This is a genomic window from Microvirga sp. M2, from assembly GCF_047497095.1.
In the GTDB taxonomy this organism is placed as follows: Bacteria; Pseudomonadota; Alphaproteobacteria; order Rhizobiales; family Beijerinckiaceae; genus Microvirga.
Window position 1 is genome coordinate 146,958 of record NZ_CP134064.1, and the last position, 22,565, is coordinate 169,522.

Consider the following 22,565-nt stretch of genomic DNA (forward strand, 5'->3'; position numbering starts at 1 on the left):
CGGGGCTGACACGCGTTCGCATTGTACGGCTTGGAGCCCTCTTCGGCGAAGTGGATCCGGTTCGCCCTCGAGAGGACGACGGGCCGACTCCTCGTTGAGGAAGAACTCGCCCGCGGTCGGCGCGACCTTGAGCACCTGCCCCACTTCGGCGTGCTCATGCAGCCATCCGGCTGCGGCCGAGAGCCGGTTCCGGCGCAATCCATGATGCATGTGATGCAATGGTGCGGGTCGCCTCGCGCAGAGGCTGCCGTCATCGCATTGCGCCGGTCGCATCGGCGATGCATGCGTCGGCAGCGAAGAATATGACCAGTCGGAAACGTGAGATGTTCGTCGAGCCAGGTGGCTCGACCGCGCTTTCCTGCTCGACCATCGGACCAACTGGGCTCTGATCCATGTCCAAGAGAACAGCGCAGGACGAGCGAGATTCGATCACAGAATTTAAGGCGGCTTATCAATTTTGGTGATCATGATCTGCAGCCTAACTCTTTAGGGCGCGACAGCGCTTTGACAAGCTATGCGAACGAATAGGTCGCTGCCCGGCGAACTGGATGTATGATCCCCGCGTCAGAAGTTTAATCTCCCGTCAGAGGAAGATCACGTCGGGGGTAGAGAATGCGAAGTCCCTCTCGGTAAGGCGGTCTTTCGCCGTGTCAAACGACGAAGGCAAGTGTTGCGATTTCACCGTTTTGGCAGGAACCCCAGCGATCGAAGCACCTCGATTCTGTCCGGGCAGCCGGTTTGCGCGTCATCGGAAGATGGCACGCATCGGCCCGTTATCGCCGTGAGCCCGGCAAACCCGCAGCGCTCGAACCACGTCGAATGGTCTGCGGCAACAAGACGAAAGACCCTGAAGCATGTCGGGGCGAGCCCGTTCAAACGAGGATGAATCATGAAAGACCATTCGGGATCAGAAGGAATCAGCCGCCGACACCTTTTGTCGATGATCGGCATGACGGCCGGCACCGCGGCGATGTATCAGGCTATGACGAGTCTCGGATTCGCGGCCGAGTCCGGCTACAAGGGACCGATCAAGCTCGATGGCGACCCGAAGGGAGCCTCGGTTCTCATCCTGGGAGCAGGACTCGCAGGTCTGACTGCGGCGCTCGAACTCCGCCAGGCCGGCTACAAGGTGCAGGTCCTTGAATTCAACAATCGCGCCGGCGGCCGGAACTGGACGCTGCGCGGGGGCGATTCCTTCACCGAGCTCGGCGGCGTCACTCAGAAATGCGAATTCGACGAGGGGATGTACATCAATCCCGGGCCATGGCGCATCCCCTATCATCACCACGGCCTGCTCGATTACTGCCGGCGGCTCGGTGTGGCGCTCGAGCCGTTCCAGCAACTCAACCATAACGCCTTTCTTCACTCCACGAAGGCGTTCGGCGGCAAGCCGCAGCGTATTCGGGACATCAAGATCGATTTCCAGGGCCACGTCTCCGAGCTCCTGGCCAAAGTGACCCAGCAGGGCAAGCTCGAGGGCGCCGTCTCGAAGGAGGATCAGGAAGTCCTGCTTCAGGCCCTGAAATCCTGGGGAGCGCTCGACAAGGATTATGCGTACAAAGCCGGCGATCTGACATCGGAGTTCCGCGGCTATCGGAAGGATCCGGGAGGCGGCCTGAGCGCTCGTCCCCTCAACAGCGATCCGATCGCATTCAGCGACGTTCTGAACTCCCGTCTGTGGCGGTCGCTCGCGAATTTCTCGCTCTATGAATTTCAAACGACCATGTTCCAGCCCGTCGGCGGCATGGACATGATCAGCAAGGCCTTCGTGAAGCAGGTCGGTGAGCTTATCCGCTACAATTCGAAGGTGAAAGAGATCCGTCAGGACGAGACCGGTGTCACGGTCACGTATGAAGACACGACCAATCCTGGCAGCAGCCTGCAGGCGAAGGCCGATTGGTGCGTCTGCACCATCCCGCTGACGGTCTTGAGCCAGATCGACATGAATGTGGGCGCACCCATGCAGGCTGCGATCGCAGCGGTCCCCTATGCCTCTTCGGTGAAGGTCGGCCTGCAGTTCAAGCGCCGCTTCTGGGAGGAGGATGAGGCCATCTACGGCGGCATCAGCTATACGGACCTTCCCATTTCTCAGATCTCGTACCCGAGCACGGGATTCAATCAGGGCGGAAAAGGCGTGCTCCTCGGCGCCTATACCTGGAACGGGCCGAACTCCTATGAGTTCACGGCGATGTCGCCGGATCAGCGCATCAAGCGCGCTGTCGAATTCGGCGCACAGATCCACCCTCAGTATCGGCAGGACTTCGAGACCGGCATCTCCGTTGCGTGGCACAGGGTGCCGTTCACGCTCGGCTGCGCCGGCGACTGGACCGAGGAGGCGCGAAAGGAGCACTACGACAACCTCTGCCAGATCGACGGGCGCATCGTGCTCGCAGGCGAGCATGCCTCCTACATTCCGGCCTGGCAGGAGGGTGCAATCCTGTCATCTCTCGATGCCATATCGAGGCTGCACAAGCGCGTTCTCGCAAGCTGATCGAAACGCTTTCCGTTCCAAATCAATTGAAGAGCTTGATCATGATCATCACCACGAAGCGGATCAGAGGTGTCTTCGCAGGGGCGCTGTTCGCAGGATCACTTGCCGCAGCGAGCGCACAGAACGCAAGCCTGCCCTCGGCAGAGCCGACGCTCAGCCCGACCCGGGTCTTCGCCGAGAAAACCGGGGAGGCACTCTACAACAACGTATGCCAGGCCTGCCACATGGCGGGCGGCAAAGGCGCGAAGGGAGCGGGAATCTATCCTGCCCTTGCGAACAATCCGAAGCTCGAAGCGGCAGGATATCCCCTCACCGTCGTTCTCCATGGCCTCAGGGGCATGCCGCCCGTCGGCAAAATGATGAGCGATGAACAGGTTGCCGAAGTGGTCAACTACGTGCGGACGCATTTCGGCAATGCATACGAAGACGCAGTGGCGGCCGAGGATGTGGCCGCGGCCCGGCAATAACGGACTCTTTCCCGCTCTCGCGTTCTACGGCATCGGACGTGGAATCGACCCCGCATCCGATGCTCTAATGGAGTGAATTCATGATAAGTCGATTTGTCGCCGCTTCATCTCTTGCGGCTTTCCTCGCGCTGGCGGGACCTGCTTCCGCGCAGGACGTCATCCGTCATAAGATTCCGAACTCGGATTTCCCGATCGCCCAGGCGGTCGAGATCCCGGCCGGCAAGACCACGGTCTATGTCAGCGGTGCAGTTCCGACAGTGGCCGATCCGTCAGCGGAGAAGAACACGCTGGCTGCCTATGGCGACACGAAGACCCAGACCGTATCCGTCCTCCGCTCCATCGAGAAGACCTTGAGCGGACTGGGGCTCAAGATGGGCGACGTGGTCAAGATGCAGGTGTTCCTGGTCGGTGCCCCCGCCAAGGGCGGCAAGATGGATTTCGCGGGCTTCATGGAAGGCTACAAGCAATTCTATGGGACGGCGGATCAGCCGAGCCTGCCGACGCGGTCCGTGTTCCAGGTGGCGGGTCTGGCCAGCCCCGGCTTCCTGGTCGAAATCGAGGTCACGGCCGTCCGTCCTTAAGGCGAGCGAGCGGCCTTGGCGGTCCGGGAATGAACCCTCTTCCCGGACCGTTCCTGTCGTAAAGCTCGGATCGAGCGGACCGAACCTGAGCGCGGAGGCTATTCAGGCTGAGAGTGCCATTCCTAGAGCGTCGTGCGAGGAAGTGGGAACCGGTTCTTCGCGAAGAACGATGCTCCATCAGAGAGAGAGCAAGCATTCCGATCCCGTCAGAATGCTTTCTCTAGCGTCCTTATTCGCCGGCTCTCGTCATACCGCCGGCGAGGCGCTCGACGAAGAAGACTTCATCATGGGTCGCAACGTAGAGGTCGCCCTCGATCGTGACCCAGCCGCGGAACATGCCATCCGTGTTGTAGGGCGCCGCGATATTGCCCGCCGCATCGATCGCCACGAGGCCGGCACCGATCTTGTAGGGCGCCAGATCCTCCATGACGACCTTGTCGGCCGCCTTTTTCAGAGTCTCGCCGAGATAGCGCATTCGGCTGGCGATCTCGTGACCGACCACATGCCGGATGAAATACTCCCCTTTTCCCGTGCCGGAGACCGCGCAGGCGCCGTCCCGCGCGTAGGTTCCCGCTCCGATGATCGGGGAATCTCCGACCCGTCCGGCCGGCTTGTTGGTGAAGCCGCCCGTGGACGTGGCCGCGGCCAGATGTCCGGCGGCATCGAGTGCGACGGCGCCCACCGTGCCATGCTTTTCCGCCTCGCTGGCGCTCAACGAGGTCCCCTCCCGCTCATGCGCCTTCATGGAAGCGAGAGCCTCGCGGCGGCGCTCGGTGGTGAAGTAGTGCGGATCGACGATGTCCAGCCCCTGATCCTGTGCGAAAGCATCCGCCGCGCTTCCCGTCAGAAGAACGCTCTCCCCACGCTCCATCAGCGCGCGGGCCGCTTTGACAGGATTGCGAATGCGCCGGGCCGCGCAGACCGCCCCGGCCCCCAGGGTCGCTCCATCCATCACAGCGGCATCGAGCTCGTGCTCGCCATTCGTGTTGAGGGCCGCCCCATGCCCCGCATTGAAATGAGGCGAATCCTCCATGACGACGACCGCAGCCGCGACGGCATCGAGGGCGCCGGCTCCGGCAACGAGTTTCGCCCAGCCCATTCTTAAGGCCTGGGCCAGATCGGCGCGCGCTGCGCTCCATTCCGCTTCGGTCAGGTTGAGCTTTGCCATGACGCCGCACCCGCCATGAATGGCAATCGCAAAATGGGCCATCGTTTTTTCCTCCGTCAGTGTGTCTTGGTCAGCAAGATCGGTGTTCAGCAAACCTGGCTCATGGGCCCTCGTCGGCCCGCGCTCTTTACGACCCTGGCGACGCCTATGATCGGCAATTCGGGCCTCATCAGGCCTGATCAATGAGTGCGCAGAATGCCTGCCGGACGCGTCTCCAGAGCGGACCGGGGCGGCCGTCACCGATGGGAGCATTGTCCAGCCGCGTCATCGGCGCGATCTCCTTTGTGGTGCTGGTGATCCAGATCTCGTCGGCGGAGCGCAGCTCTTCGAGAGAGACGTCGCGCTCCTCGACGCTCAGGCCCAGATTCCTGGCAAGACTGATCGCAACCTGTCGATTGATGCCGTTGAGAATCCGATTGTCCGCCCGCGGCGTGGCGATATGGCCATCGCGGACAATGAAGACGTTGCTGGAGGCGCATTCCGTCACGAGGCCATCCCGATGCATGATGGTCTCAAGGGCTCCGTTTTCCTTGGCATCCTGTGCGGCCAGGACCGACGGCAGGAGAGCGATCGCCTTGATGTCGCAACGCTGCCATCGGATATCGGGAGAGGTCGTTGCGAGAAACCCCAGCTCCATTTCGCTTTCGGAGAGGCGCTTCAGGGGACTTGCGAAGGCCAGGAGGCTCGCGGCCGTACCCGCGGGGAAAGGATGGGCCCGCCCCGCGGCGGCGCCGCGCGTCACCTGCAGATAAACCGTCCCGGTCTTCGACGGGAGATCGTCCATGAGGTGTCTGAAGACGCCGGCCAGCTCCTCCCTCGAGATATCCGTGCCGATCCGGATCTCGCGCAGGCTCCGCTCGAGACGCGCGAGATGTTCGTCGAGCTGGAACAGGCGGCGGTCGTAGAATGCAACGACTTCGTAGACGCCATCAGCGAAAAGGAAACCCCGGTCGAGCGGAGAGACCTTCACGTCCGCGAGAGACATGTACGTGCCGTTCCAGTAAGCTAAGGTCATCGTTATTTCCGCTGGCGGCCTGATGAGGGGCTCGAACGGGAGCGGCGCGACGGGACACGTCGCGCCGCATGCGTTCAGGCGTTCTCTTTCGCGAAACGCGCCACGTCGGCATGCGTGGCGAACCACACATCGGCGCGGCTCTTCATATGAGCGATCAGCTCCTCGAGAATGAAGATCCGTGAGCGATAGGTAATGACATGCGGATGCATGGTCAGCAGGAACAGCCCACCGTCTTCATAGGCCCGGTCGAACTCGCGGCGGAAGATATCGAGCACCGCAGTCGGCGGCGTATAGGGGCGCAGTGCCGAGTGGCGGTTCATGTTGAAGTACACGGCATCATCGCGAATCCATTCCACCGGAAGTTCGACAATGCCCGTCGGCTCACCGTCTTCGACGATTTCATAAGGATCGTCGTCCGCCATAAGGGAGGAATCGTAGAGGAGCCCCAGTTCGCGCTCGATCTTCAAGGTGACCTGCGAGAAGTCCCATGAAGGCGTCCGCATGCCGACAGGCCGCACGCCCGTGATCTTTTCGAGCGTATCGGCCGCCCGGAAATGAAGATCGCGCTCGGCTTCCGGAGGCACCTTGGTGTTGAGCTCATGGATCCAGCCATGGAGCCCGACCTCATGGCCCTCTTGGACGACACGGCGCTGCTCATCGGGATGAAGCAGTGCGGAAACCGCCGGCACGAAGAAAGTCGCCGGGACGCCGGTCCGAGACAGAAGGTTCAGAATGCGCGGAATTCCCACGCGATTGCCGTATTCGCCGGTCGACATGCGTCCGATCGACTCGCCGCCATCGCGGAGCTCGTTCGTCTCATGATCGCTGTCGAAAGAGAGAGCGACCGCGCACCGGGCGCCATTCTTCCAGGATTGAGGCTTCAGAGAGCGGCCGGCACGGACTTTGTTGACTTTCCTTTGCCAGACATCGTCCGGCCATTGCCACGGTTCCATCAGATCCTCCATCCGAACAACGGTATAACAATCGAAACTAGGCGAGGTGACAGGCTGCAGCGCGATCGGCCGCGAGTGGGACCAGATGCGGGCGCTCGCTCCGGCAGCGATCGACGCTCAACGGACAGCGGGCATGGAAATGGCAGCCGGGCGGCGGCGACATCGGAGAAGGCAGTTCGCCTTCGATGGGATTGAACTGCACATCGACATGATCGTCGATGACGAGCTTCGGGACGCTCTCGAGCAACGCTCTCGTATAGGGATGCCGCGGATCATCGTAGATCTGCCGGGTCGGGCCCTGCTCGACGATGCGGCCAAGATACATGATCGCGACCCGGTCGCATAAATGCCGGACGACCCCGAGATCGTGCGAAATGAAGAGGAGCGTGAGATCGAGTTCCCGGCGCAGCTTGAGGAAGAGATTGATGATCTGCGCCTGGATCGAAACGTCGAGAGAGGCGACCGGCTCGTCGCAGACGAGAACCTCGGGCTTCATCGCCAGGGCCCGCGCAATGGCGATGCGCTGACGCTGCCCTCCCGAAAACTGGTGCGGATAGCGTGTTGCATAATCGGGATCGAGCCCGACGGTGGTCAGCCAGGACCTCACATATTCCGAAGCCTCTGCCTTCGTGACCAAATCGTGAGCAATCGGCCCTTCGGCGAGGGCGTCGCCGACACGCATTCGAGGATCCAACGAGGCGAAGGGGTCCTGAAACACCATCTGAACCCGTGTCGTCGTCTTCTGCGGGCGTCCGCCCGCCGACATGACCGGCTGCCCGTCCAGGCGAACCTGCCCTTCCGTGGGCGGCATGATGCCCGCGATGATGCGGCCGAGGGTCGACTTTCCGCAACCCGACTCGCCGACCAGGCCGACGGCTTCGCCCTTTTTCAGGACGAGATCGATCCCGTCGACGGCGCGGACGGTACGGCTCTCGGTGGCACTCCCGAGTGCGGCGGCAATTCGGTCGCTGAGCGTGAGTTGTGGCGCAAAGCGCTTGCTGATCCCCGAAACGGATAGAAACGGTTCCATGATTAGACCTCCGCACTCAGCGGGTAATGGCATCGGAATTCTCTCTGGCCATTCGTGAGGGGCGGCAATTCGAGCGTGCAGGGTTCTCCGGCACGCGGGCAGCGCGGAGCGAAAGCACAGCCCGGCGGCAGCTTCAAGATGGACGGCGTGGAGCCCGGGATCGAACTGAGTTCCTGTCCCGGTTCGGCAAGAGTAGGCAGAGATTCGATCAATCCGCGCGTATAAGGATGGCGCGGCGAACGGAGAACGGCAGCCGTCGGGCCGCTCTCGACGACCCGCCCGGCATACATGACCGCGATGCGGCTGGCGAGCGATGACACTGTCGCGAGATCATGGCTGATCCAGATCAGGCTGGTATCGCTCTCGCTCACGAGCGTCTTCATTTCCGCCAGGATCTGAGCTTGAATCGACACGTCCAGCGCCGTCGTCGGCTCGTCCGCGATGATCAGGGCGGGACGGTGCAGAAGCGCAACCGCGATCGCCACACGCTGTCTCATGCCGCCGGAGAATTGATGCGGATAGGCTTCAAGGCGGCTCGCAGGATCCGGAATGCCGACCTTCGTGAGGACCTCGATGGAGCGGTCGCGGGCGGCACGGCTTGAAATCCGCTCATGAGCCTCCAGCGCGAGCCGCATCTGCGTCCCGATCTTCAGGACCGGATTGAGCGTCATCATCGGGTCCTGGAAGACCATCGAGATGTGCCGTCCGCGAATCTTGCGAAGTTCGGAGGAAGGAAGCCCGACGAGTTCACGCCCTTCGAGCTTGACGCTTCCGCCGACGACCCGCCCGGGCGCCTCGATCAGGCCGATGAGCGAAAAGCCCGTTACGCTCTTTCCGGATCCGGACTCTCCCACCAGGCCAAGCACTTCGCCGCGGTTCAGGGTGAAGGAGACACCGTCGACGGCTTTGGCCACTCCGCCCTTCGTGGCGAAATGCGTCTTCAGGTCTCGAACTTCGAGGAGGGGCGCGCTCATCTCTTGAGCCTCGGGTTGAGCTGATCGCGGATTTGGTCGCCGACCAGGTTGATCGCGAAAATGAGAATGATGAGTGCAATCCCCGGATAGATCGAAATCCAGTATCGACCGGACAGCATGTACTGAAATCCGTTGGCGATCAGCATTCCGAGAGACGGCTCCGTGGGGGGAAGCCCGACGCCCAGGAACGACAGCGTCGCTTCGAGCGAGATGGCGCTGGCGATCTGCACCGTGGCGACGACGATCAGGGGCGGCAGGGAGTTCGGCAGGATGTGGCGCAGCACGACCTTGTACGCGGGCAGAGGCGTGGAGAGAGCGGCTTCCACGTAGTCCTTATGACGCTCCGCCGAAGCCGCCCCATGGGCCGTGCGGGCGAAGTAGGCATATTGAGCCGCGACGAGCGCAATGATGAGCTGTCCCTTCCCCTGCCCCAGCAGGGCTGCGATCACGAAGGACAGCAGAATGGCCGGGAAGGAGAGCTGGAGGTCGATCACTCTCATGATGAGGGCTTCGATCCGACCGCCCAGATAAGCCGCCGTCGCTCCGACCGTTGCCCCGAACGCGAAGGCGACCGCGCCCGCGACGAGGCCCATCTGCAGAGAAATGCGCAATCCGTAAAGAATCGCCGACAGGAGATCTCTCCCCTGAGCATCCGTCCCCAGGAGATGCACGAAACCGGCCGTGCCGACGTACCCCGGAGGGCGCCGCGCATCGCGCAGAGCCAGGCTCGAGAGATCATAAGGGTCCTGCGGTGCGATCAGAGGCGCCAGAAGCGCGAGACCGATCATCACGACGACAACGACCAGCCCGGCGACTGCGACCGGATTCTCGCGGAATTCGGCAAAGAAGCGGGCTACGGGAGAATCGCGATTGATCATGCCCGCCTCCTGCGCAGTCGTGGGTCGAGCGCAGCATAAGAGAGATCCACGACGAGATTGATTGTGATGAAGAAGAAGGCGACGAGCACCAGATACGCCACCATGACGGGCCGATCGAGCATGGTGATCGAGTCGATGATCAGCTTGCCGAGTCCCGGCCACGAGAAGATCGTCTCGGTGACGACCGCGAAGGCGAGCGTCGAGCCGAACTCGAGGCCGAAGACGGTAATGATCGGAATGGAGATGAGACGCAGCACATGCCGAAGCAGCACGGTTCTCTCCGCCAGGCCCGCCGCACGGGCGAATTTGACCGTATCGGTGAGCATCACCTCCCGGGTCCCGGCACGCGCCAGCCGGATCATCAGCGCGAACTTGAACAGCGCAAGATTGATGGCCGGCAGAATGAGATGGGACAGACCGTCGCCGGTGAGAAAACTCCACTCGATGCCGAAGAGCGACGAGGTCTCCCCGCGCCCGCCGGCCGGCAGCCAGCCGAGCTGCACCGCGAAAGTGAAGATGAGCACCAGCCCGATCCAGAAGGTCGGCACGGAGAACCCTAAGATCGAAAGCGCCATGATCGCCTTCGATATCCGGCTTTCCGGACGGTATCCGGCATACATCCCGACGGGCACTCCGATCAGCGCGGCACCCAGAACGGCCGTCACGGCGAGTTCGAGGGTGGCCGGGAGCCGCGATAGAATGAGGTCGCCGACGGACATGTTGTAGACCAGCGATTGCCCGAGATCGCCGTGCAAAGCCCGCCCGAGAAACGCGAAGTACTGCTCCCACAGCGGACGGTCGAGACCGTACTGCGCGATCGCAGCCGCACGAATGTCCTGCGTCGCGTCCGGCGAGATCAGGACATCGATCGGATTACCGATGGCAAAGACGCCGATGAAGACGAGCCCCGACATCGCCAGCATGACGACGAGCGCCTGCGCCAATCTTTGGATGAGAAATCCTAGCATGAATTCGTCCCGTCACCGCGGCTTCAGGGCCAATTCGACGCGATAAGGTCGCGCGTTTCCTCGACGGCGACCTTCCAGATCGCCATCATGTCTTCATCTGGCCGCTGATAAAGGCCGTTATAATTTCCATCCCCCAGAAGAGCGCGCTTCTCGGCCGGGTTCGACATGGCGAGGCGTGTGAAATCGATCGACGGCTTGCGCTCCGCCGGCATGGCGACATCGGCAAGCCGCGTCCACGGGAAGTTCTCCATCCACGAGGCGTGCGAGGCCGCCGGGTCGATCTCCATGACCGTGGACCACACGCGCGGCGCACGCCACCAATCGTGGAATTTCACACGCGCCTCGCGGCGCCGGTCCATCCATTCCGAGATGAAGCTCGTCACGGGCGTGTTGCCGCCGTGGCCGTTCACGATGACGATGCGGCGGAAGCCTCCACGGTAAAGGCTTTCGAGAATATCCTCCATCACGGAAAGGTAACTCGACATCCGCAACGAGATCGTTCCGGGGTAGTCAAGGAAACCCGTTGCAAGCCCGTATGGCAGGACAGGGAATACCGGAACGCCGAGCGGCTCGGCCGCCTCGGCCGCGACCCGCTCGGCGAGGATCATATCGACGCAGAGGCTGAGATAGGCGTGCTGCTCGACACTGCCGATCGGAAGGACGCAACGGTCATCGTCGCGTACGCGCGCCTCGACCTGCATCCAGTTCATGTCTGCAATCTTCATGCCCCCTCCGATGCAGCTGGCTCGCTCAAGGGCCTGCTTCGAGGCGGATTCGTCCTGAGCGTGGATATCAATATCGTTTTATATGAAACTTTAATCAAAGAATTGACTAGGGATTGACAATTGTCAAGTTTCATATCGAACTAAATGGAAGCAGCCGGGCTGAATTTTCCATCACGCCAGGATTGGCCGATAGGAGAACGATGACATCGCATGAAATCCCAGATGGGACGGGAGCCCCGCATGAAGGAAGCCTCTCGCATCTCGACCCCCTGGTCGAGATCAGGCTCTGGCATAACCCGTGCTGGTTCTCCTTCCGCATCAACTATTTGGCCCTGCATTTCAACATCCCGATCTATGGCTGGATCGAGCAGTCCTGTGGCGTGACCAGGCCGGAATTCGTCGTGCTCTACTCGGTGGGCCTGAAAGCGGGAATCGCCGCCAAGAACATCTGCGGGTCGACCGGCTTCCCGAAGCCGACGATCAGCCGCGCTATTCAGCTGCTCTTGAAGAGAAACCTTCTTCGGCGGGAGGTCGACCCGGCGGATCAGCGCAGCTATGTCCTGCATCTCACGGAAGCAGGCCGAACGATTTTCGACGAGGCCATGCCAGTCATGGTCGAGCGCGAGCGCACGATGCTCGCGCGTTTGAGCCCGGCAGAGCGTTCCATGCTCTCCGAACTACTAGCCAAAGTGGTCGTCGATTCTCCCACTTGGCCAACGTCTATCACTCCAGAGGACCCAGTATGACGTATTTTGGACATCTCCCACGTGCCATCGCCCTCGCGACGGTTCTCACGGCCACCGTGTCGGCCGGAGCGCTGGCGCAGACGCTGACGATTGGCGTGCGCGCCGGCCCGGCCTCGATGGACCCCCACTTCACGGCAGCCGGCACTCACGCCGAGGCTGTGAAGCACGTCTTCGAACCGCTCGTGAAATCCGGAGACAACCTCGAGCTCGAGCCCGGCCTGGCCGAGAGCTGGAAGGCAATTGACGACACCACGTGGGAGTTCAAGCTTCGGCAAGGCGTGAAATTCCATGACGGGTCGGACTTCACGGCCGAGGATGTCCAATTCTCGATCGAACGCATTCCCAATGTCACGGGCCCCAACCCGACGACCGTCTATGTGCGGCGCGTCAAAGAGGTGAAGATCGTCGATCCGCACACGATCCAGATCAAGACCGACGGCCCCGCCCCCAATCTGCCGAACGATTTCATTCGTCTTTTCGTGGTCTCGAGCAAAGCCGCCAAGGCTTATTCCACCAAGGACACCGCGAACGAGGGCTTCAATTCGGGCAAGGCCACGATCGGCACCGGACCCTACAAGTACGTCTCATGGACGCCCAAAGAGGAACTGGTCCTCGAGCGCTTCGACGGATACTGGGGCGGCAAGGAGCCGTGGGAAAAGGTTGTCCGTAAGGAAATCCCGAACGATGCTGGCCGCGTGGCGCAGCTCAAGGCCGGTCAGCTGGACATCATCGCCAGGGTCCCCTCCTCCGACGTGCCCACCTTGGAGAAGGATTCGAAGCTGCGCGTGACCAAGGCGGACAGCGTTTATCTCTTCCAGCTCGACTTCGATTTCCGTGAGAAGTCCCCGCAGGTTTCGGCCAAGGACGGATCGGCTCTCCCGAAGAACCCCTTCCTCGACTCGAAGGTGCGTGAAGCGTTCGATCTCGCCATCGATCGCGAAACACTGACCGAGATCGCGATGGAAGGGCTGGGCAAGCCCGCTGCGCAGCTCATCACCGACAACATCTTCGGCTACAACAAGTCGATCCAGGTGACGAAGTCCGATCCGAAGCGCGCCAAGGAACTCCTGAAGGAGGCCGGCTATCCGAACGGATTCAAGGTGACGTTCAGCTTCACGAACGATCGCCTGCAGAGCGACGGCGCGGTTGGTGCGTCCATTGCTCAGATGCTGGCCGGTATCGGGGTCGATGCACAGGCGAACGCCGTCCCGGGCGCCGTCTATTTCCCGGCCAAGACACGGGGCGACTACTCCTTCACGATGTCGGGATGGGGCACTCTCACGGGCGAAAGCAACTATACGCTCGCGGCGCTGATCCATACCAACAATCCTGAGACGAAGATGGGCGGCTTCAATATTCGCGGCTACTCCAACCCGGTCATGGACAAGCTGATCGAGGATGCTGCAGCCGAGATGGATACCGACAAGCGTCGTTCCCTCCTTGAGCAGGCCAACGCCATGGTGGCCAAGGAGCGGCCCAACCTTCCGATCGCATCCATCGTGACCGCTTGGGCGATGCGGAAGGACAAGGTGACGATCGTCCCGCGCGCCGATGAAGATACATTGGCGATGAATATCAAGCCGGTGAAGTAAGACCCTTGTAAACAGGACGAAAGTGGCTCGCGGGTCCTACATTCGCGAGCCACCGAAGGCGGGCGGCGCCAGGGTCACGAATGCGGCCCCGCGCTGCCTGACGACATTCGCAGGCTCTCGCCTCGATGGCAGGCTTCGTCGAACGGCCGTACCCCATCCGCCAAGCGGAACAGCGATATCGGGCACGGCTTTGCCAGAGTGGATGCACGCTGCAATCCGAACGAGCGGATACCGCCACCGGATCCGACGCCCGTGCAAGCCTCAGGCGACCATCCTATGCATATCTCGGCAATGCTTGATTTGAATCGGTCGGACCGAATCATCTCACCTTGAAATTTGTCAGCCTGCGAATGCGCTACGAGCGGGCTAAATGGGGGCAAAAATTGGCGCTTCAAAAACTTTCCATACGCTCGAAGCTCGTTGGAGCATTCTCGATCCTGCTCCTGCTCCTGATCGGGAGCAGTTCGTTCAGCATCAGCGGCCTGAGCAAGCTCAACGAGCAAACCGTCGCTATTGCTGACGAGTGGCTGCCTGGCATCGAGAAAGTAGGAGCGCTCAATGCCGCCGCGGTCGAGTATCAATCGACCTTCCTGCGCCACCTTATGGCTCCCGATTCCGACTCCAAGCGGGAGGTTGACGCTGCACTTGAAACCAAGGCCCAGGAAATCCTGGAAGCGCGCAAACAATATGAACAGACCATCACACGAGACGATGTGCGTGCGCTGTACGAGGTCTTCAGCCGGGCATGGGACACCTTTGAGGTCGAGATGAATGCCGCCGTCGGGTTCTCCAGAAACTTTCAGGACTCGAGAGCATCCAACCAAAACATTCAGAAAGTTCGGCCTGCTGCAGCCGATGTCAGCGTCGCGCTGGCAAACCTCGTGCGCCTCAACGCGGAACATGCAAGCAACGCAAGGACGACGGCCGCGGATGTCTACTCTGCGACCCGCAGCACGATCATCGGCATCGTGATCGGAGCGGCTCTGCTGGCCGTCGCCATGTCGTTCCTGATCATTCGCAGCATCGTGCAGGGCATCAAGGACGTGACTGTCCCGATGAACGCATTGGCTGCCGGTGATCTCTCGGTCTCTGTTCCGTTCCGCGGCGAGAAAATCGAGATGGGCAGGATTGCCGATGCCGTCCAGGTCTTCAAAGAGGCCTTGATCGCGAAAAGAGAGGCCGACGAAGCGGCTGCGCTGGAAGCCGACGCCAAGATGCATCGCGCGCAGATGCTCGACGAGCTCACCAAGAGCTTCGAGCAGAATGTCTCCATCCTGACCCATAGTCTTTCCACATCGGCAAGCGAGATGGAGGGGACTGCCCAGTCGATGGCGGCCATCGCCGACCAGACGAATGGTCAAACCGTCACGGCGGCATCCGCCGCCGAGCAGACCTCCGCTAACGTCCAGACCGTGGCCGCGGCCACGGAGGAGCTTTCGATCTCGATCCGGGAAATCGCCAGCCAGGTGATACAATCCTCCCGGATTGCCGAGCAGGCCGTGGCGGATGCTCAGCGCACGAACGATATCGTTCAAACCCTCGTCGCGTCGGCGGAAAAGATCGGCAATGTGATCGCGCTCATCGACAACATTGCGGGCCAGACGAACCTGCTGGCGCTCAACGCCACCATCGAAGCGGCGCGGGCCGGTGAAGCCGGTAAAGGCTTTGCGGTTGTCGCCTCTGAGGTCAAGGAACTGGCGACACAGACGACCAAGGCGACCGACGAGATTTCCGTTCAGATCGGATCCGTTCAGCAGGTGACCGGGCAGGCGGTGAGTGCAATCGAGCAGATCGCCAAGACCATCACGGAAATGTCCCAGATATCGGTCTCGATCGCGGCCGCTATGGAAGAGCAGGGGGCAGCCACGTCAGAGATTGCCCGGAACGTGCAGGAGGCGGCCCGCGGCACGGAGCAGGTCACCGGGACTATCACCGATGTACGCCAGGGTGCCGGCGAGACAGGCTCCGCGGCTTCCCGGGTGCTCTCGGCAGCTCAGGAACTTGCGCGGCAATCCACCAGCCTGGGGCAGGAAGTCAGCTCCTTCCTGGCGGGCGTCAAGGCTGCCTGAACCGGGCAATCGGGCGATACCGAGGTTCGAGGCGCATCCGCCTTGAGCCTCGGCCTTCTTTCAAGATCGACGGGTTTTCTGCGCCGAACACATCTTTGCGGCCATCGGCGGCGCGCGCCCACGAGGGAGCCGGTCAAGCCGACGGACGGGAATCCGAAAGCCGCTCTCATACCAATTCCCGCTGATCATCATTGGTGCGCCCACTCGCGCAAGCCGATCGACATGATGGTCCAAGGCTGATCGATCAGCTTGTTCCAAGCCGCACAGCAGTGGTCGAGAATGTCCGTGTAGGACGTGAAGATCCGGTTGGAGATCCAGTTCTCCCTTATGAACTGCCAGATGTTCTCCACGGGGTTCAGCTCAGGCGCCATTGCCGGCAGCGGCACCAGAGTGATGTTGGGCGGCACCTTCAGCTTCCTCGAGACGTGCCATCCAGCTTGGTCGAGCAGCAGCACAGCATGCGCGCCAGGCGCCACCGCCTGCGAGATCTCGGCCAGATGCAGGGACATCGCCTCGGTCGTGCAGCGGGGCAAGACCAGGCCGGCGGCTTTGCCTTGGGCCGGGCAGATCGCCCCAAAGATGTAAGCAGACGCAGTCCGCAGATCGCGTGGGGCGGAGGGACGGGTGCCGCGCTTGGCCCAGCGCCGGGTGATCTTGTTCTTCTGGCCGATGCGGGCCTCATCGGCAAACCAGATCTCTATGGGCCGGCCGCCGGCCTCGTTGGTCGCGATCTCCTCCAGACGCGTGGGGAAGTCTTTTTAAAAGCAGCCACGGCCGCGTCGCTCCTGGCGTGATGACGCGGGCGAGCCGACAGCTTACGGAAGCTCAGAGACCGCAGCTCACGGCTGAGCGTCTGCTTCGAGATCCGGATCCGGTACTCCTCCCAGAGCCACTGCATCAGGTCGGCCAGGCGCCAGCGCACTACCCCGTGGACGGCTGGGATCGGGCCGCTCTCGATCATCTCGCTCAGGCGCTGCCGATGCGCGTCGCTCAGGATCGAAGGCTGTCCCGGCGCCTTCCCGTCCAGAAGCCCATCGGGCCCATGGGCATTGAAGCGCAGGACCCAGTCACGCACCGTCTGCAGGCTGACCCCGCCGATCTCGGCCGCTTGGGTGCGCGAGCCCCCCTCGTAGATCACCGCCAGGGCCAGCAAGCGGCGGGTCTGCGGGGCATCCTTGCTCCGGCGGGCAAGTTGGCGCAGACGAACGGCATCGTAATCGGGCCGGAGGGCGACGGGAATGGACATGGCAAACCTCCTCGCTTGCCATGTTGAATCACATCTCAGGCGCTTTGACGCTGCGACGAGTCGCTCTCACCAGGACGTGGTATCAGTTCGTGCGGCGGCTTCTCTTCTGCTGAAGGGGAAACGGCATAAGGCTGCGGCCGTCGGGAGTGCTCCAAGGCTGCCTTTGGAGGAACTCCTCGAGAGCTTGCGCGGGCATCGGACGGGCAAAGAAAAAGCCCTGGAGCACATCACACCCGACCGATGCCAGGAACGCGCGCTGTTCTTTCGTTTCGATGCCTTCCGCCGTCACGGTCAAATTCATGGCCCTGCCGACCTCGATCATCTCTTTGATGGTCTTCTGAGCGCTTCCGGGGGATTGGCAATTCAATCCCGCGACAAAGGATTGGTCGATCTTGATCTTGTCCACGGCAATGTCGTTCAGGCGCTTCAGTCCCGAGTATCCGGTTCCGAAATCGTCGAGGGCGATCCGAAAGCCGCTCTCGCGCAGGAAGGCAATCGAGCGCCGTGCCGATCCATCCCCGGCGAGGGGCTGATCCTCCGTGATCTCAAACTCGATCTGGCGCGGGAGCGTCCTGCAGTTCGCGACAATCCTGACGATCCGTTCGATCAGCATCGGACGCGTAAAGAGCGTCGGAGACAGATTGACGGCGACGGTCAATCCCGGATTCCGCTTCGCGAGGGAGCATGCTTCTCGGAGAACGAAGTCCGTGATTTGCAGGATCTGCCCGGTTTCCTCGGCGATTGGAATGAACACTCGCGGCGGCACGTCCCCGACCCTGGGATGATGCCAGCGCACGAGGGCCTCAACGGTTGAAATCTGATCGTCGGCGACGTTGATCTGAGGCTGATAGACGACAGCTAAACCATTCCCGGATTGCAGGGCGCAGCCGAGTTCTCGGGCTGGAATGCCGCCCAAGTGGGAATGAATCTCAGAGATCTTCCTCTCAAGGATTTGAAAGTTGATCTCCGTGTCGGTCCGATCCTGAAACAGCACAGGGCACTCGGTAAACGGCAGACTGAGATAGGAAATGGCCTAACCCATTGAAGTGGAAGAGTGCTCTTGCGGCCATTCAACGAGGGAATGGATTTCGGGCATCGCAGTGTTCTTCGCACTTCCTGATTGTTTCTTAAACCCTTCTATCACAAAGCGAGGCCTCGCGCGGGCGGTGTGAAAACGTAGTTAATCGCTTCCGATGTCAGAACGGTGTCGCCAGGAGAAGCGGCGCCGAGCGGATTGAGGCGGTGATGCCCGCCCTGGTCCGTGCCGCTCTCCCGCAGCAGCGGCCTCTTTGCGTCGGCAAGCGTGATCCTCGCGCGAAAGTGCGACACCGAGGTTGTCGCCTTCCACGGTCATCCCCGCGGACGCCAAGGTGTTCAACTCGATCCGGAGAATGGCTGTGCCGATCAGATCATATCCGTCGGGCCCGATGCTCTAAGCGCCATTTCGACGTGAGACGATGGTCCTGGTCCAGATCGCGAGAGACCTCGACTTGGATCGAAGCCCTCACGAATCTGAACATGGATGTCGTGTCAGGATCCCGACGCGGCATCCGTGCGGTCAGGCGACCCGCTTCAAGGCATCGGACAGGGTCTCGACGAGAGCGTCGATCTGAGAGGTCTCGACGATCAGCGGGGGCGACAGGGCGATGATGTCGCCGGTGACGCGGATCAGCAATCCTTTCTCGAAGCAGTCGACGAACGCATCGTACGCCCTGGTGCCCGGCGCTCCGGCGCGGCTTTCCAGCTCGATGCCGGCGATGAGACCGATGGTCCGAATATCGATGACATGCGGCAGCCCCTTCAAGCTGTGGATCGCATCGTGCCAGTAGCTCTCGATCTCGGCTGCCCGCGTGAGCAGGTCTTCCTCGCGATAGATGGAGAGCGTCGCCAGTCCCGCAGCGCAGGCCGCCGGATGGCCCGAATAGGTATAGCCATGGAACAGCTCGATCTGGCTCTCGGGCCCGTGCATCAGCGCGTCGTGAACCTTGCGGCTGGCGAACACGGCGCCCATCGGAATGGCGCCGTTGGTCAGGCCCTTGGCCGTCGTGACGAGGTCCGGAACGACGCCGAAATAGTCGACAGCGAACGGCGCCCCGAGACGTCCGAAGCCGGTGATGACTTCGTCGAAGATGAGCAGGATGCCGTGGCGGTCACAGATCGCCCGCAGGCGCTCGAGATAACCCTTCGGCGGGATGAGAACGCCGGTCGAGCCGGCAACCGGCTCGACGATCACGGCCGCAATCGTCTCCGCCCCATGGAGGGCGACGAGACGCTCGAGATCATCGGCGAGTTCAGCGCCGTGCTCGGGCTGCCCCTTCACGAAGGCGTTGCGGGCCGGGTCATGGGTGTGGCGCAGATGGTCCGCGCCCGGAATCTGCGGGAACACGCGGCGGTTGTTGACGATGCCGCCGACCGAAATGCCGCCGAATCCGACGCCGTGGTAGCCGCGCTCGCGCCCGATCAGGCGCGTTCTTGTGCCCTGGCCGATGGCACGCTGATAAGCGATGGCGATCTTCAGGGCCGTATCGACGGATTCCGATCCGGATCCGGTGAAGAACACCCGGTCGAGCCCGGCGCTCGGCCCACCGGGCGCGATCTCGGCGAGACGTTCCGCGAACTCGAAGGCGATCGGATGCCCCATCTGGAACGAAGGGGCAAAATCCATCGTGGACAGCTGCTGCCCCACGGCCTCGGCGATCTGGCGGCGGCCGTGACCGGCGTTCACGCACCACAGGCCCGCCGTTCCGTCGAGGATCTGACGGTTGTCGTCGCTCGTGTAGTACATCCCTTCCGCGCTTGCGAGCAGGCGGGGCGAGGCTTTGAACTGGCGGTTCGCCGTGAAGGGCATCCAATAGCTGTCGAGCCGGAAGCTGTTGTGACGTTGAGGTGCATTCATGACCGGGGTCCTTTCGATGACGGATCATGGCCATGAGCGGGAGATACCAACAAGTCTTTTTCTTTTGTTTGCTAAGCTATTGATATTGCTAACCCCGATATCGTGTGTTTGTCTGATACTCAACAACAGCAACACAAGGGGCGCGGTGACGGAATGGAATTCGATCTAGGCGGCCGGCTGCGCTATGTCCGGGGGCTCCACAACCTGTCCCAGCGCGAGCTCGCCAGGCGCGCAGGCATCACCAATTCAACGATTTCGCTGATCGAATCCAACCAGACCAACCCTTCCGTCGGTGCGCTCAAGCGCATCCTGGACGGCATCCCGATCGGCCTGGCGGAGTTCTTCGCTCTGGAGCCCGAGAAGCCGAAGCAGGCCTTCTACCGCTCGGACGAGCTGGTCGAAATCGGAAAGGGCAAGATCTCCTACCGCCAGGTCGGAAACAACCTGTTCGGTCGAGCGCTTCAGATCCTCAAGGAGCGATATGAGCCCGGCGCGGATACGGGCAAGATCCCCCTGACGCACCAAGGCGAAGAGGGCGGCATCGTGCTGAGCGGGCGCCTGGAAGTCACCGTCGACGACGAGCGGCGAATCCTCGGGCCGGGCGACGCCTATTATTTCGAAAGCTGGAGACCGCACCGCTTCCGCTGCGTCGGCCCGGTGCCTTGCGAGGTCGTGAGCGCCTGCACGCCGCCGACGTTCTGACACTTCACGGTTGGAACCCCGGCGTTTCGAGCTGCGAAACAGCCGTTCATGCAGCCTGGAACCGCCATTCGTCCCGGTAGCGATCGACGGCGAGATCCGTGTGGGACACCTCCGGCGCCCGGCCCGAGATCAGGTCGGCGAGGACACGGCCGGAGCCGCAGGCCATGGTCCATCCCAGCGTTCCGTGACCGGTATTCGTGTAGAGGTTTTTGTACCGGGTCGGGCCCACCACGGGCGTGCCGTCCGGCGTCATCGGCCGCAACCCCGTCCAGAAACTGGCCTGCCGGACGTCGCCACCCTGCGGGAACAGGTCGGTGACCGAGTGCTCCAGCGTCGCCCGCCGCGGCGCCCTCAGGCGCTGGCTGAAGCCCGCCAGCTCCGCCGTGCCGCCGACCCGGATCCGGTCGCCCAGGCGCGTGATCCCGACCTTGTAGGTCTCGTCCATCACGGTCGACACGGGCGCCGCATCGGGGTTCACGACGGGCATCGTCAGGGAATAGCCCTTCACCGGATAGACCGGCAGGTGGATTCCCAGCGGCTTCACCAGCTGGGGCGTATAGCTGCCCATGGCCGCCACGTAGGCGTCGGCGGTGAGCACCTCGCCACCCTCCACCTGAACGCCGGAGATCCGGTCGCCTTCGGTGAGCAGTTTTCGGACGGATATGCCGTATCGGAACTGAACGCCCAGGCTCTCCGCGATCACGGCAAGCCGCTGCGTGAACAGGTGGGCGTCCCCGGTCTCGTCGCCGAGAAGACGCAGGCCGCCGGCCACCTTGCTCCTGACGAGGCCCAAGGCCGGTTCGACGGCGACGCATCCGGCGGGGTCCAGGATCTCGTAGGGAACGCCATAGGCGTCGAGAACGGCCGTGTCCTCGCCGATTCCGTCGAGCTGCTTCTGCGTGCGGAAGAGCTGGAGCAGCCCCTTCTCCCGGTGGTCGTAGGCGATGCCCGTCTCCTGCCGCAGCTCGCGCAGACAATCCCGGCTGTACTCGGCCAAGCTGACCATGCGGCCCTTATTGCGCCGATAGGCCTCCTCGGTGCAATTGGCCAGCATATGGGCAAGCCAGCCCCAGAGGCGCAGCTCGGTGCGCGGCCAGAGCACCAGGGGCCGGTGCTTCATCATGAGCCACTTCATGGCCTTGATCGGAATGCCCGGAGCGGCCCAGGGCGCGGAATAGCCGGGCGAGACCTGCCCGGCATTGGCGAAGCTCGTCTCCATGCCGGCGGCGGGCTGGCGGTCCAGCACGGTCACTTCGTGGCCCTGCCTGGCGAGGTAATAGGCGGACGTGACGCCGACGACGCCGCTGCCGAGAACGAGAACGCGCATGGTTCGTGACCCTTAGGGATGGATGCGATGAAGGTGGTCGCGGGCGCCCGGGCCGACAGCCGTCGTCGGCGGGATCGAACGAGCCGGAGCAAGAGGCGTCGAACGGGAAAGCGGCACGGGAGGCACCTCGAAGGACGATCAAAGGTGACGCAAATCGCCCTGCATTTCCTGCCGAAGCGTCGTAGACTTCGCGGATCTACATGCTCCTGGCGTCATAAACTTCGATGGAATCGAACTTTATGCCGTCGCACCCGGCGCCCGAGAATCTTCCGCAACGGAATGTGGGGCCGCTAAAGATCCGGCGGCTTGATGACCGCCCGGATCGCGAAGCTCGATTGAATGCGGGCGACCCCGGGCAGGCAGGAGAGGACGTCCGTGTGAATGCGCTCGTAGCTCGCCGCGTCGGGAACGGCGACGCGCAGCAGGTAGTCCGAGGTCCCGGTCATGAGATAGCACTCCCGGATGTCGGGACATTGGCAGGCGGCCTTCTCGAAGCGCCGGAGATACTCGTCCGTCTGCCGCTCCAGGGTGATCTGCACGATCACGACGGTCTCGGTCGCGGCGGCCCTGTCGTTGATCAGGGCGGAGTATCCCCGGATCGTCCCGCTCTCCTCCAGAAGCCGCACCCGGCGCAGGCATGCCGAGGGAGAGAGCCCGACCTTCTCGGCGAGGTCGGCATTCGTGATGCGCCCGTCGGCCCGGAGAATGCTGATGATGCGCTGGTCTATGGCGTCCAT

20 protein-coding genes are annotated in these 22,565 nt (G+C 62.3%); 7 read left to right on the plus strand and 13 right to left on the minus strand.

What is annotated here, in order from left to right; translation table 11 throughout:
• The first annotated feature begins 889 nt into the window (after window positions 1-889).
• The 3 genes from RE429_RS20485 (at window position 890) to RE429_RS20495 (ending at window position 3,539) form a co-directional block, all read left to right on the plus strand.
• Window positions 890-2,491, plus strand: a complete 1,602-nt coding sequence (locus RE429_RS20485) for an NAD(P)/FAD-dependent oxidoreductase (protein WP_414475201.1) — start codon at window positions 890-892, stop codon at window positions 2,489-2,491.
• A gap of 41 nt (window positions 2,492-2,532) precedes the next feature.
• Complete coding sequence (locus tag RE429_RS20490) at window positions 2,533-2,958, plus strand: c-type cytochrome (RefSeq protein WP_414475202.1); 426 nt, start codon at window positions 2,533-2,535, stop codon at window positions 2,956-2,958.
• Window positions 2,959-3,038: 80 nt separating this feature from the next.
• Entirely contained in the window at window positions 3,039-3,539 is a 501-nt protein-coding gene (locus tag RE429_RS20495) for a RidA family protein (protein ID WP_414475203.1), read from the plus strand.
• A gap of 229 nt (window positions 3,540-3,768) precedes the next feature.
• Here RE429_RS20495 and RE429_RS20500 read toward each other — a convergent pair whose 3' ends face one another.
• The 8 genes from RE429_RS20500 to RE429_RS20535 form a co-directional block, all read right to left on the minus strand.
• Window positions 3,769-4,749, minus strand: a complete 981-nt coding sequence (locus RE429_RS20500; protein WP_414475204.1) for an isoaspartyl peptidase/L-asparaginase family protein — start codon at window positions 4,747-4,749, stop codon at window positions 3,769-3,771.
• Between the two features lie 127 nt (window positions 4,750-4,876).
• Window positions 4,877-5,722 (minus strand): D-amino-acid transaminase, encoded by an 846-nt coding sequence (gene dat, locus RE429_RS20505; protein WP_414475205.1) that lies wholly within the window; start codon window positions 5,720-5,722, stop codon window positions 4,877-4,879.
• Between the two features lie 74 nt (window positions 5,723-5,796).
• Window positions 5,797-6,675: a polysaccharide deacetylase family protein gene (locus tag RE429_RS20510; protein WP_414475206.1), complete on the minus strand. Its 879-nt coding sequence runs from the start codon at window positions 6,673-6,675 to the stop codon at window positions 5,797-5,799.
• 37 nt (window positions 6,676-6,712) lie between these two features.
• Window positions 6,713-7,705 (minus strand): ABC transporter ATP-binding protein, encoded by a 993-nt coding sequence (locus tag RE429_RS20515; protein WP_414475207.1) that lies wholly within the window; start codon window positions 7,703-7,705, stop codon window positions 6,713-6,715.
• Between the two features lie 2 nt (window positions 7,706-7,707).
• On the minus strand, window positions 7,708-8,679 hold the full coding sequence (locus RE429_RS20520; RefSeq protein ID WP_414475208.1) for an ABC transporter ATP-binding protein: 972 nt from the start codon (window positions 8,677-8,679) through the stop codon (window positions 7,708-7,710).
• Entirely contained in the window at window positions 8,676-9,557 is an 882-nt protein-coding gene (locus tag RE429_RS20525; RefSeq protein ID WP_414475209.1) for an ABC transporter permease, read from the minus strand. Before RE429_RS20525 ends, RE429_RS20520 begins: the two co-directional genes overlap by 4 nt.
• A complete protein-coding gene (locus RE429_RS20530; protein WP_414475210.1) occupies window positions 9,554-10,525 on the minus strand; it encodes an ABC transporter permease in 972 nt (323 codons plus the stop codon). Before RE429_RS20530 ends, RE429_RS20525 begins: the two co-directional genes overlap by 4 nt.
• 23 nt (window positions 10,526-10,548) lie before the next feature.
• Window positions 10,549-11,250, minus strand: coding sequence for a creatininase family protein (locus tag RE429_RS20535; RefSeq protein ID WP_414475211.1), 702 nt, complete (start codon window positions 11,248-11,250; stop codon window positions 10,549-10,551).
• Window positions 11,251-11,363: 113 nt separating this feature from the next.
• Here RE429_RS20535 and RE429_RS20540 point away from each other — a divergent pair, with 113 nt between their 5' ends.
• From RE429_RS20540 to RE429_RS20550, 3 genes are all read left to right on the plus strand, one after another.
• Window positions 11,364-11,996 (plus strand): MarR family winged helix-turn-helix transcriptional regulator, encoded by a 633-nt coding sequence (locus RE429_RS20540; RefSeq protein WP_414475212.1) that lies wholly within the window; start codon window positions 11,364-11,366, stop codon window positions 11,994-11,996.
• On the plus strand, window positions 11,993-13,588 hold the full coding sequence (locus RE429_RS20545) for an ABC transporter substrate-binding protein (RefSeq protein WP_414475213.1): 1,596 nt from the start codon (window positions 11,993-11,995) through the stop codon (window positions 13,586-13,588). Before RE429_RS20540 ends, RE429_RS20545 begins: the two co-directional genes overlap by 4 nt.
• 383 nt (window positions 13,589-13,971) lie before the next feature.
• Window positions 13,972-15,657 carry a methyl-accepting chemotaxis protein gene (locus tag RE429_RS20550; RefSeq protein WP_414475214.1) on the plus strand — a complete coding sequence of 562 codons (1,686 nt, stop codon included), beginning with the start codon at window positions 13,972-13,974 and terminating at the stop codon, window positions 15,655-15,657.
• 188 nt (window positions 15,658-15,845) lie between these two features.
• Here the strand turns inward: RE429_RS20550 and RE429_RS20555 are convergent.
• From RE429_RS20555 to RE429_RS20565, 3 genes are all read right to left on the minus strand, one after another.
• Window positions 15,846-16,903, minus strand: a protein-coding gene (locus tag RE429_RS20555) for an IS630 family transposase (RefSeq protein WP_414475215.1) whose coding sequence is annotated in 2 segments (ribosomal slippage) — window positions 15,846-16,367 and window positions 16,370-16,903 — 1,056 coding nt in all. Because the reading frame shifts where the segments join, the coding sequence is not laid out codon by codon here.
• An 82-nt stretch (window positions 16,904-16,985) separates the two neighbouring features.
• Complete coding sequence (locus RE429_RS20560; RefSeq protein WP_414475216.1) at window positions 16,986-17,819, minus strand: EAL domain-containing protein; 834 nt, start codon at window positions 17,817-17,819, stop codon at window positions 16,986-16,988.
• A 642-nt stretch (window positions 17,820-18,461) separates the two neighbouring features.
• Window positions 18,462-19,799: an aspartate aminotransferase family protein gene (locus tag RE429_RS20565; protein ID WP_414475217.1), complete on the minus strand. Its 1,338-nt coding sequence runs from the start codon at window positions 19,797-19,799 to the stop codon at window positions 18,462-18,464.
• A 153-nt stretch (window positions 19,800-19,952) separates the two neighbouring features.
• Here RE429_RS20565 and RE429_RS20570 point away from each other — a divergent pair, with 153 nt between their 5' ends.
• On the plus strand, window positions 19,953-20,501 hold the full coding sequence (locus RE429_RS20570) for a cupin domain-containing protein (protein ID WP_370435119.1): 549 nt from the start codon (window positions 19,953-19,955) through the stop codon (window positions 20,499-20,501).
• A gap of 46 nt (window positions 20,502-20,547) precedes the next feature.
• On the opposite strand, the gene RE429_RS20575 is transcribed toward RE429_RS20570, so the two are convergent.
• Window positions 20,548-21,828, minus strand: a complete 1,281-nt coding sequence (locus tag RE429_RS20575) for a D-amino acid dehydrogenase (protein WP_414475218.1) — start codon at window positions 21,826-21,828, stop codon at window positions 20,548-20,550.
• A gap of 290 nt (window positions 21,829-22,118) precedes the next feature.
• Complete coding sequence (locus RE429_RS20580; RefSeq protein ID WP_414475219.1) at window positions 22,119-22,565, minus strand: Lrp/AsnC family transcriptional regulator; 447 nt, start codon at window positions 22,563-22,565, stop codon at window positions 22,119-22,121.

Excerpts from the sequence above, each read along its gene's own strand:
- RE429_RS20485 (WP_414475201.1), top strand. The coding sequence starts at position 890 with ATGAAAGACCATTCGGGATCAGAAGGAATCAGCCGCCGACACCTTTTG.
- RE429_RS20490 (WP_414475202.1), top strand. The coding sequence starts at position 2,533 with ATGATCATCACCACGAAGCGGATCAGAGGTGTCTTCGCAGGGGCGCTG.
- RE429_RS20495 (WP_414475203.1), top strand. The coding sequence starts at position 3,039 with ATGATAAGTCGATTTGTCGCCGCTTCATCTCTTGCGGCTTTCCTCGCG.
- RE429_RS20500 (WP_414475204.1), bottom strand. The coding sequence starts at position 4,749 with ATGGCCCATTTTGCGATTGCCATTCATGGCGGGTGCGGCGTCATGGCA.
- dat (WP_414475205.1), bottom strand. The coding sequence starts at position 5,722 with ATGACCTTAGCTTACTGGAACGGCACGTACATGTCTCTCGCGGACGTG.
- RE429_RS20510 (WP_414475206.1), bottom strand. The coding sequence starts at position 6,675 with ATGGAACCGTGGCAATGGCCGGACGATGTCTGGCAAAGGAAAGTCAAC.
- RE429_RS20515 (WP_414475207.1), bottom strand. The coding sequence starts at position 7,705 with ATGGAACCGTTTCTATCCGTTTCGGGGATCAGCAAGCGCTTTGCGCCA.
- RE429_RS20520 (WP_414475208.1), bottom strand. The coding sequence starts at position 8,679 with ATGAGCGCGCCCCTCCTCGAAGTTCGAGACCTGAAGACGCATTTCGCC.
- RE429_RS20525 (WP_414475209.1), bottom strand. The coding sequence starts at position 9,557 with ATGATCAATCGCGATTCTCCCGTAGCCCGCTTCTTTGCCGAATTCCGC.
- RE429_RS20530 (WP_414475210.1), bottom strand. The coding sequence starts at position 10,525 with ATGCTAGGATTTCTCATCCAAAGATTGGCGCAGGCGCTCGTCGTCATG.
- RE429_RS20535 (WP_414475211.1), bottom strand. The coding sequence starts at position 11,250 with ATGAAGATTGCAGACATGAACTGGATGCAGGTCGAGGCGCGCGTACGC.
- RE429_RS20545 (WP_414475213.1), top strand. The coding sequence starts at position 11,993 with ATGACGTATTTTGGACATCTCCCACGTGCCATCGCCCTCGCGACGGTT.
- RE429_RS20565 (WP_414475217.1), bottom strand. The coding sequence starts at position 19,799 with ATGAATGCACCTCAACGTCACAACAGCTTCCGGCTCGACAGCTATTGG.
- RE429_RS20570 (WP_370435119.1), top strand. The coding sequence starts at position 19,953 with ATGGAATTCGATCTAGGCGGCCGGCTGCGCTATGTCCGGGGGCTCCAC.
- RE429_RS20575 (WP_414475218.1), bottom strand. The coding sequence starts at position 21,828 with ATGCGCGTTCTCGTTCTCGGCAGCGGCGTCGTCGGCGTCACGTCCGCC.
- RE429_RS20580 (WP_414475219.1), bottom strand. The coding sequence starts at position 22,565 with ATGGACGCCATAGACCAGCGCATCATCAGCATTCTCCGGGCCGACGGG.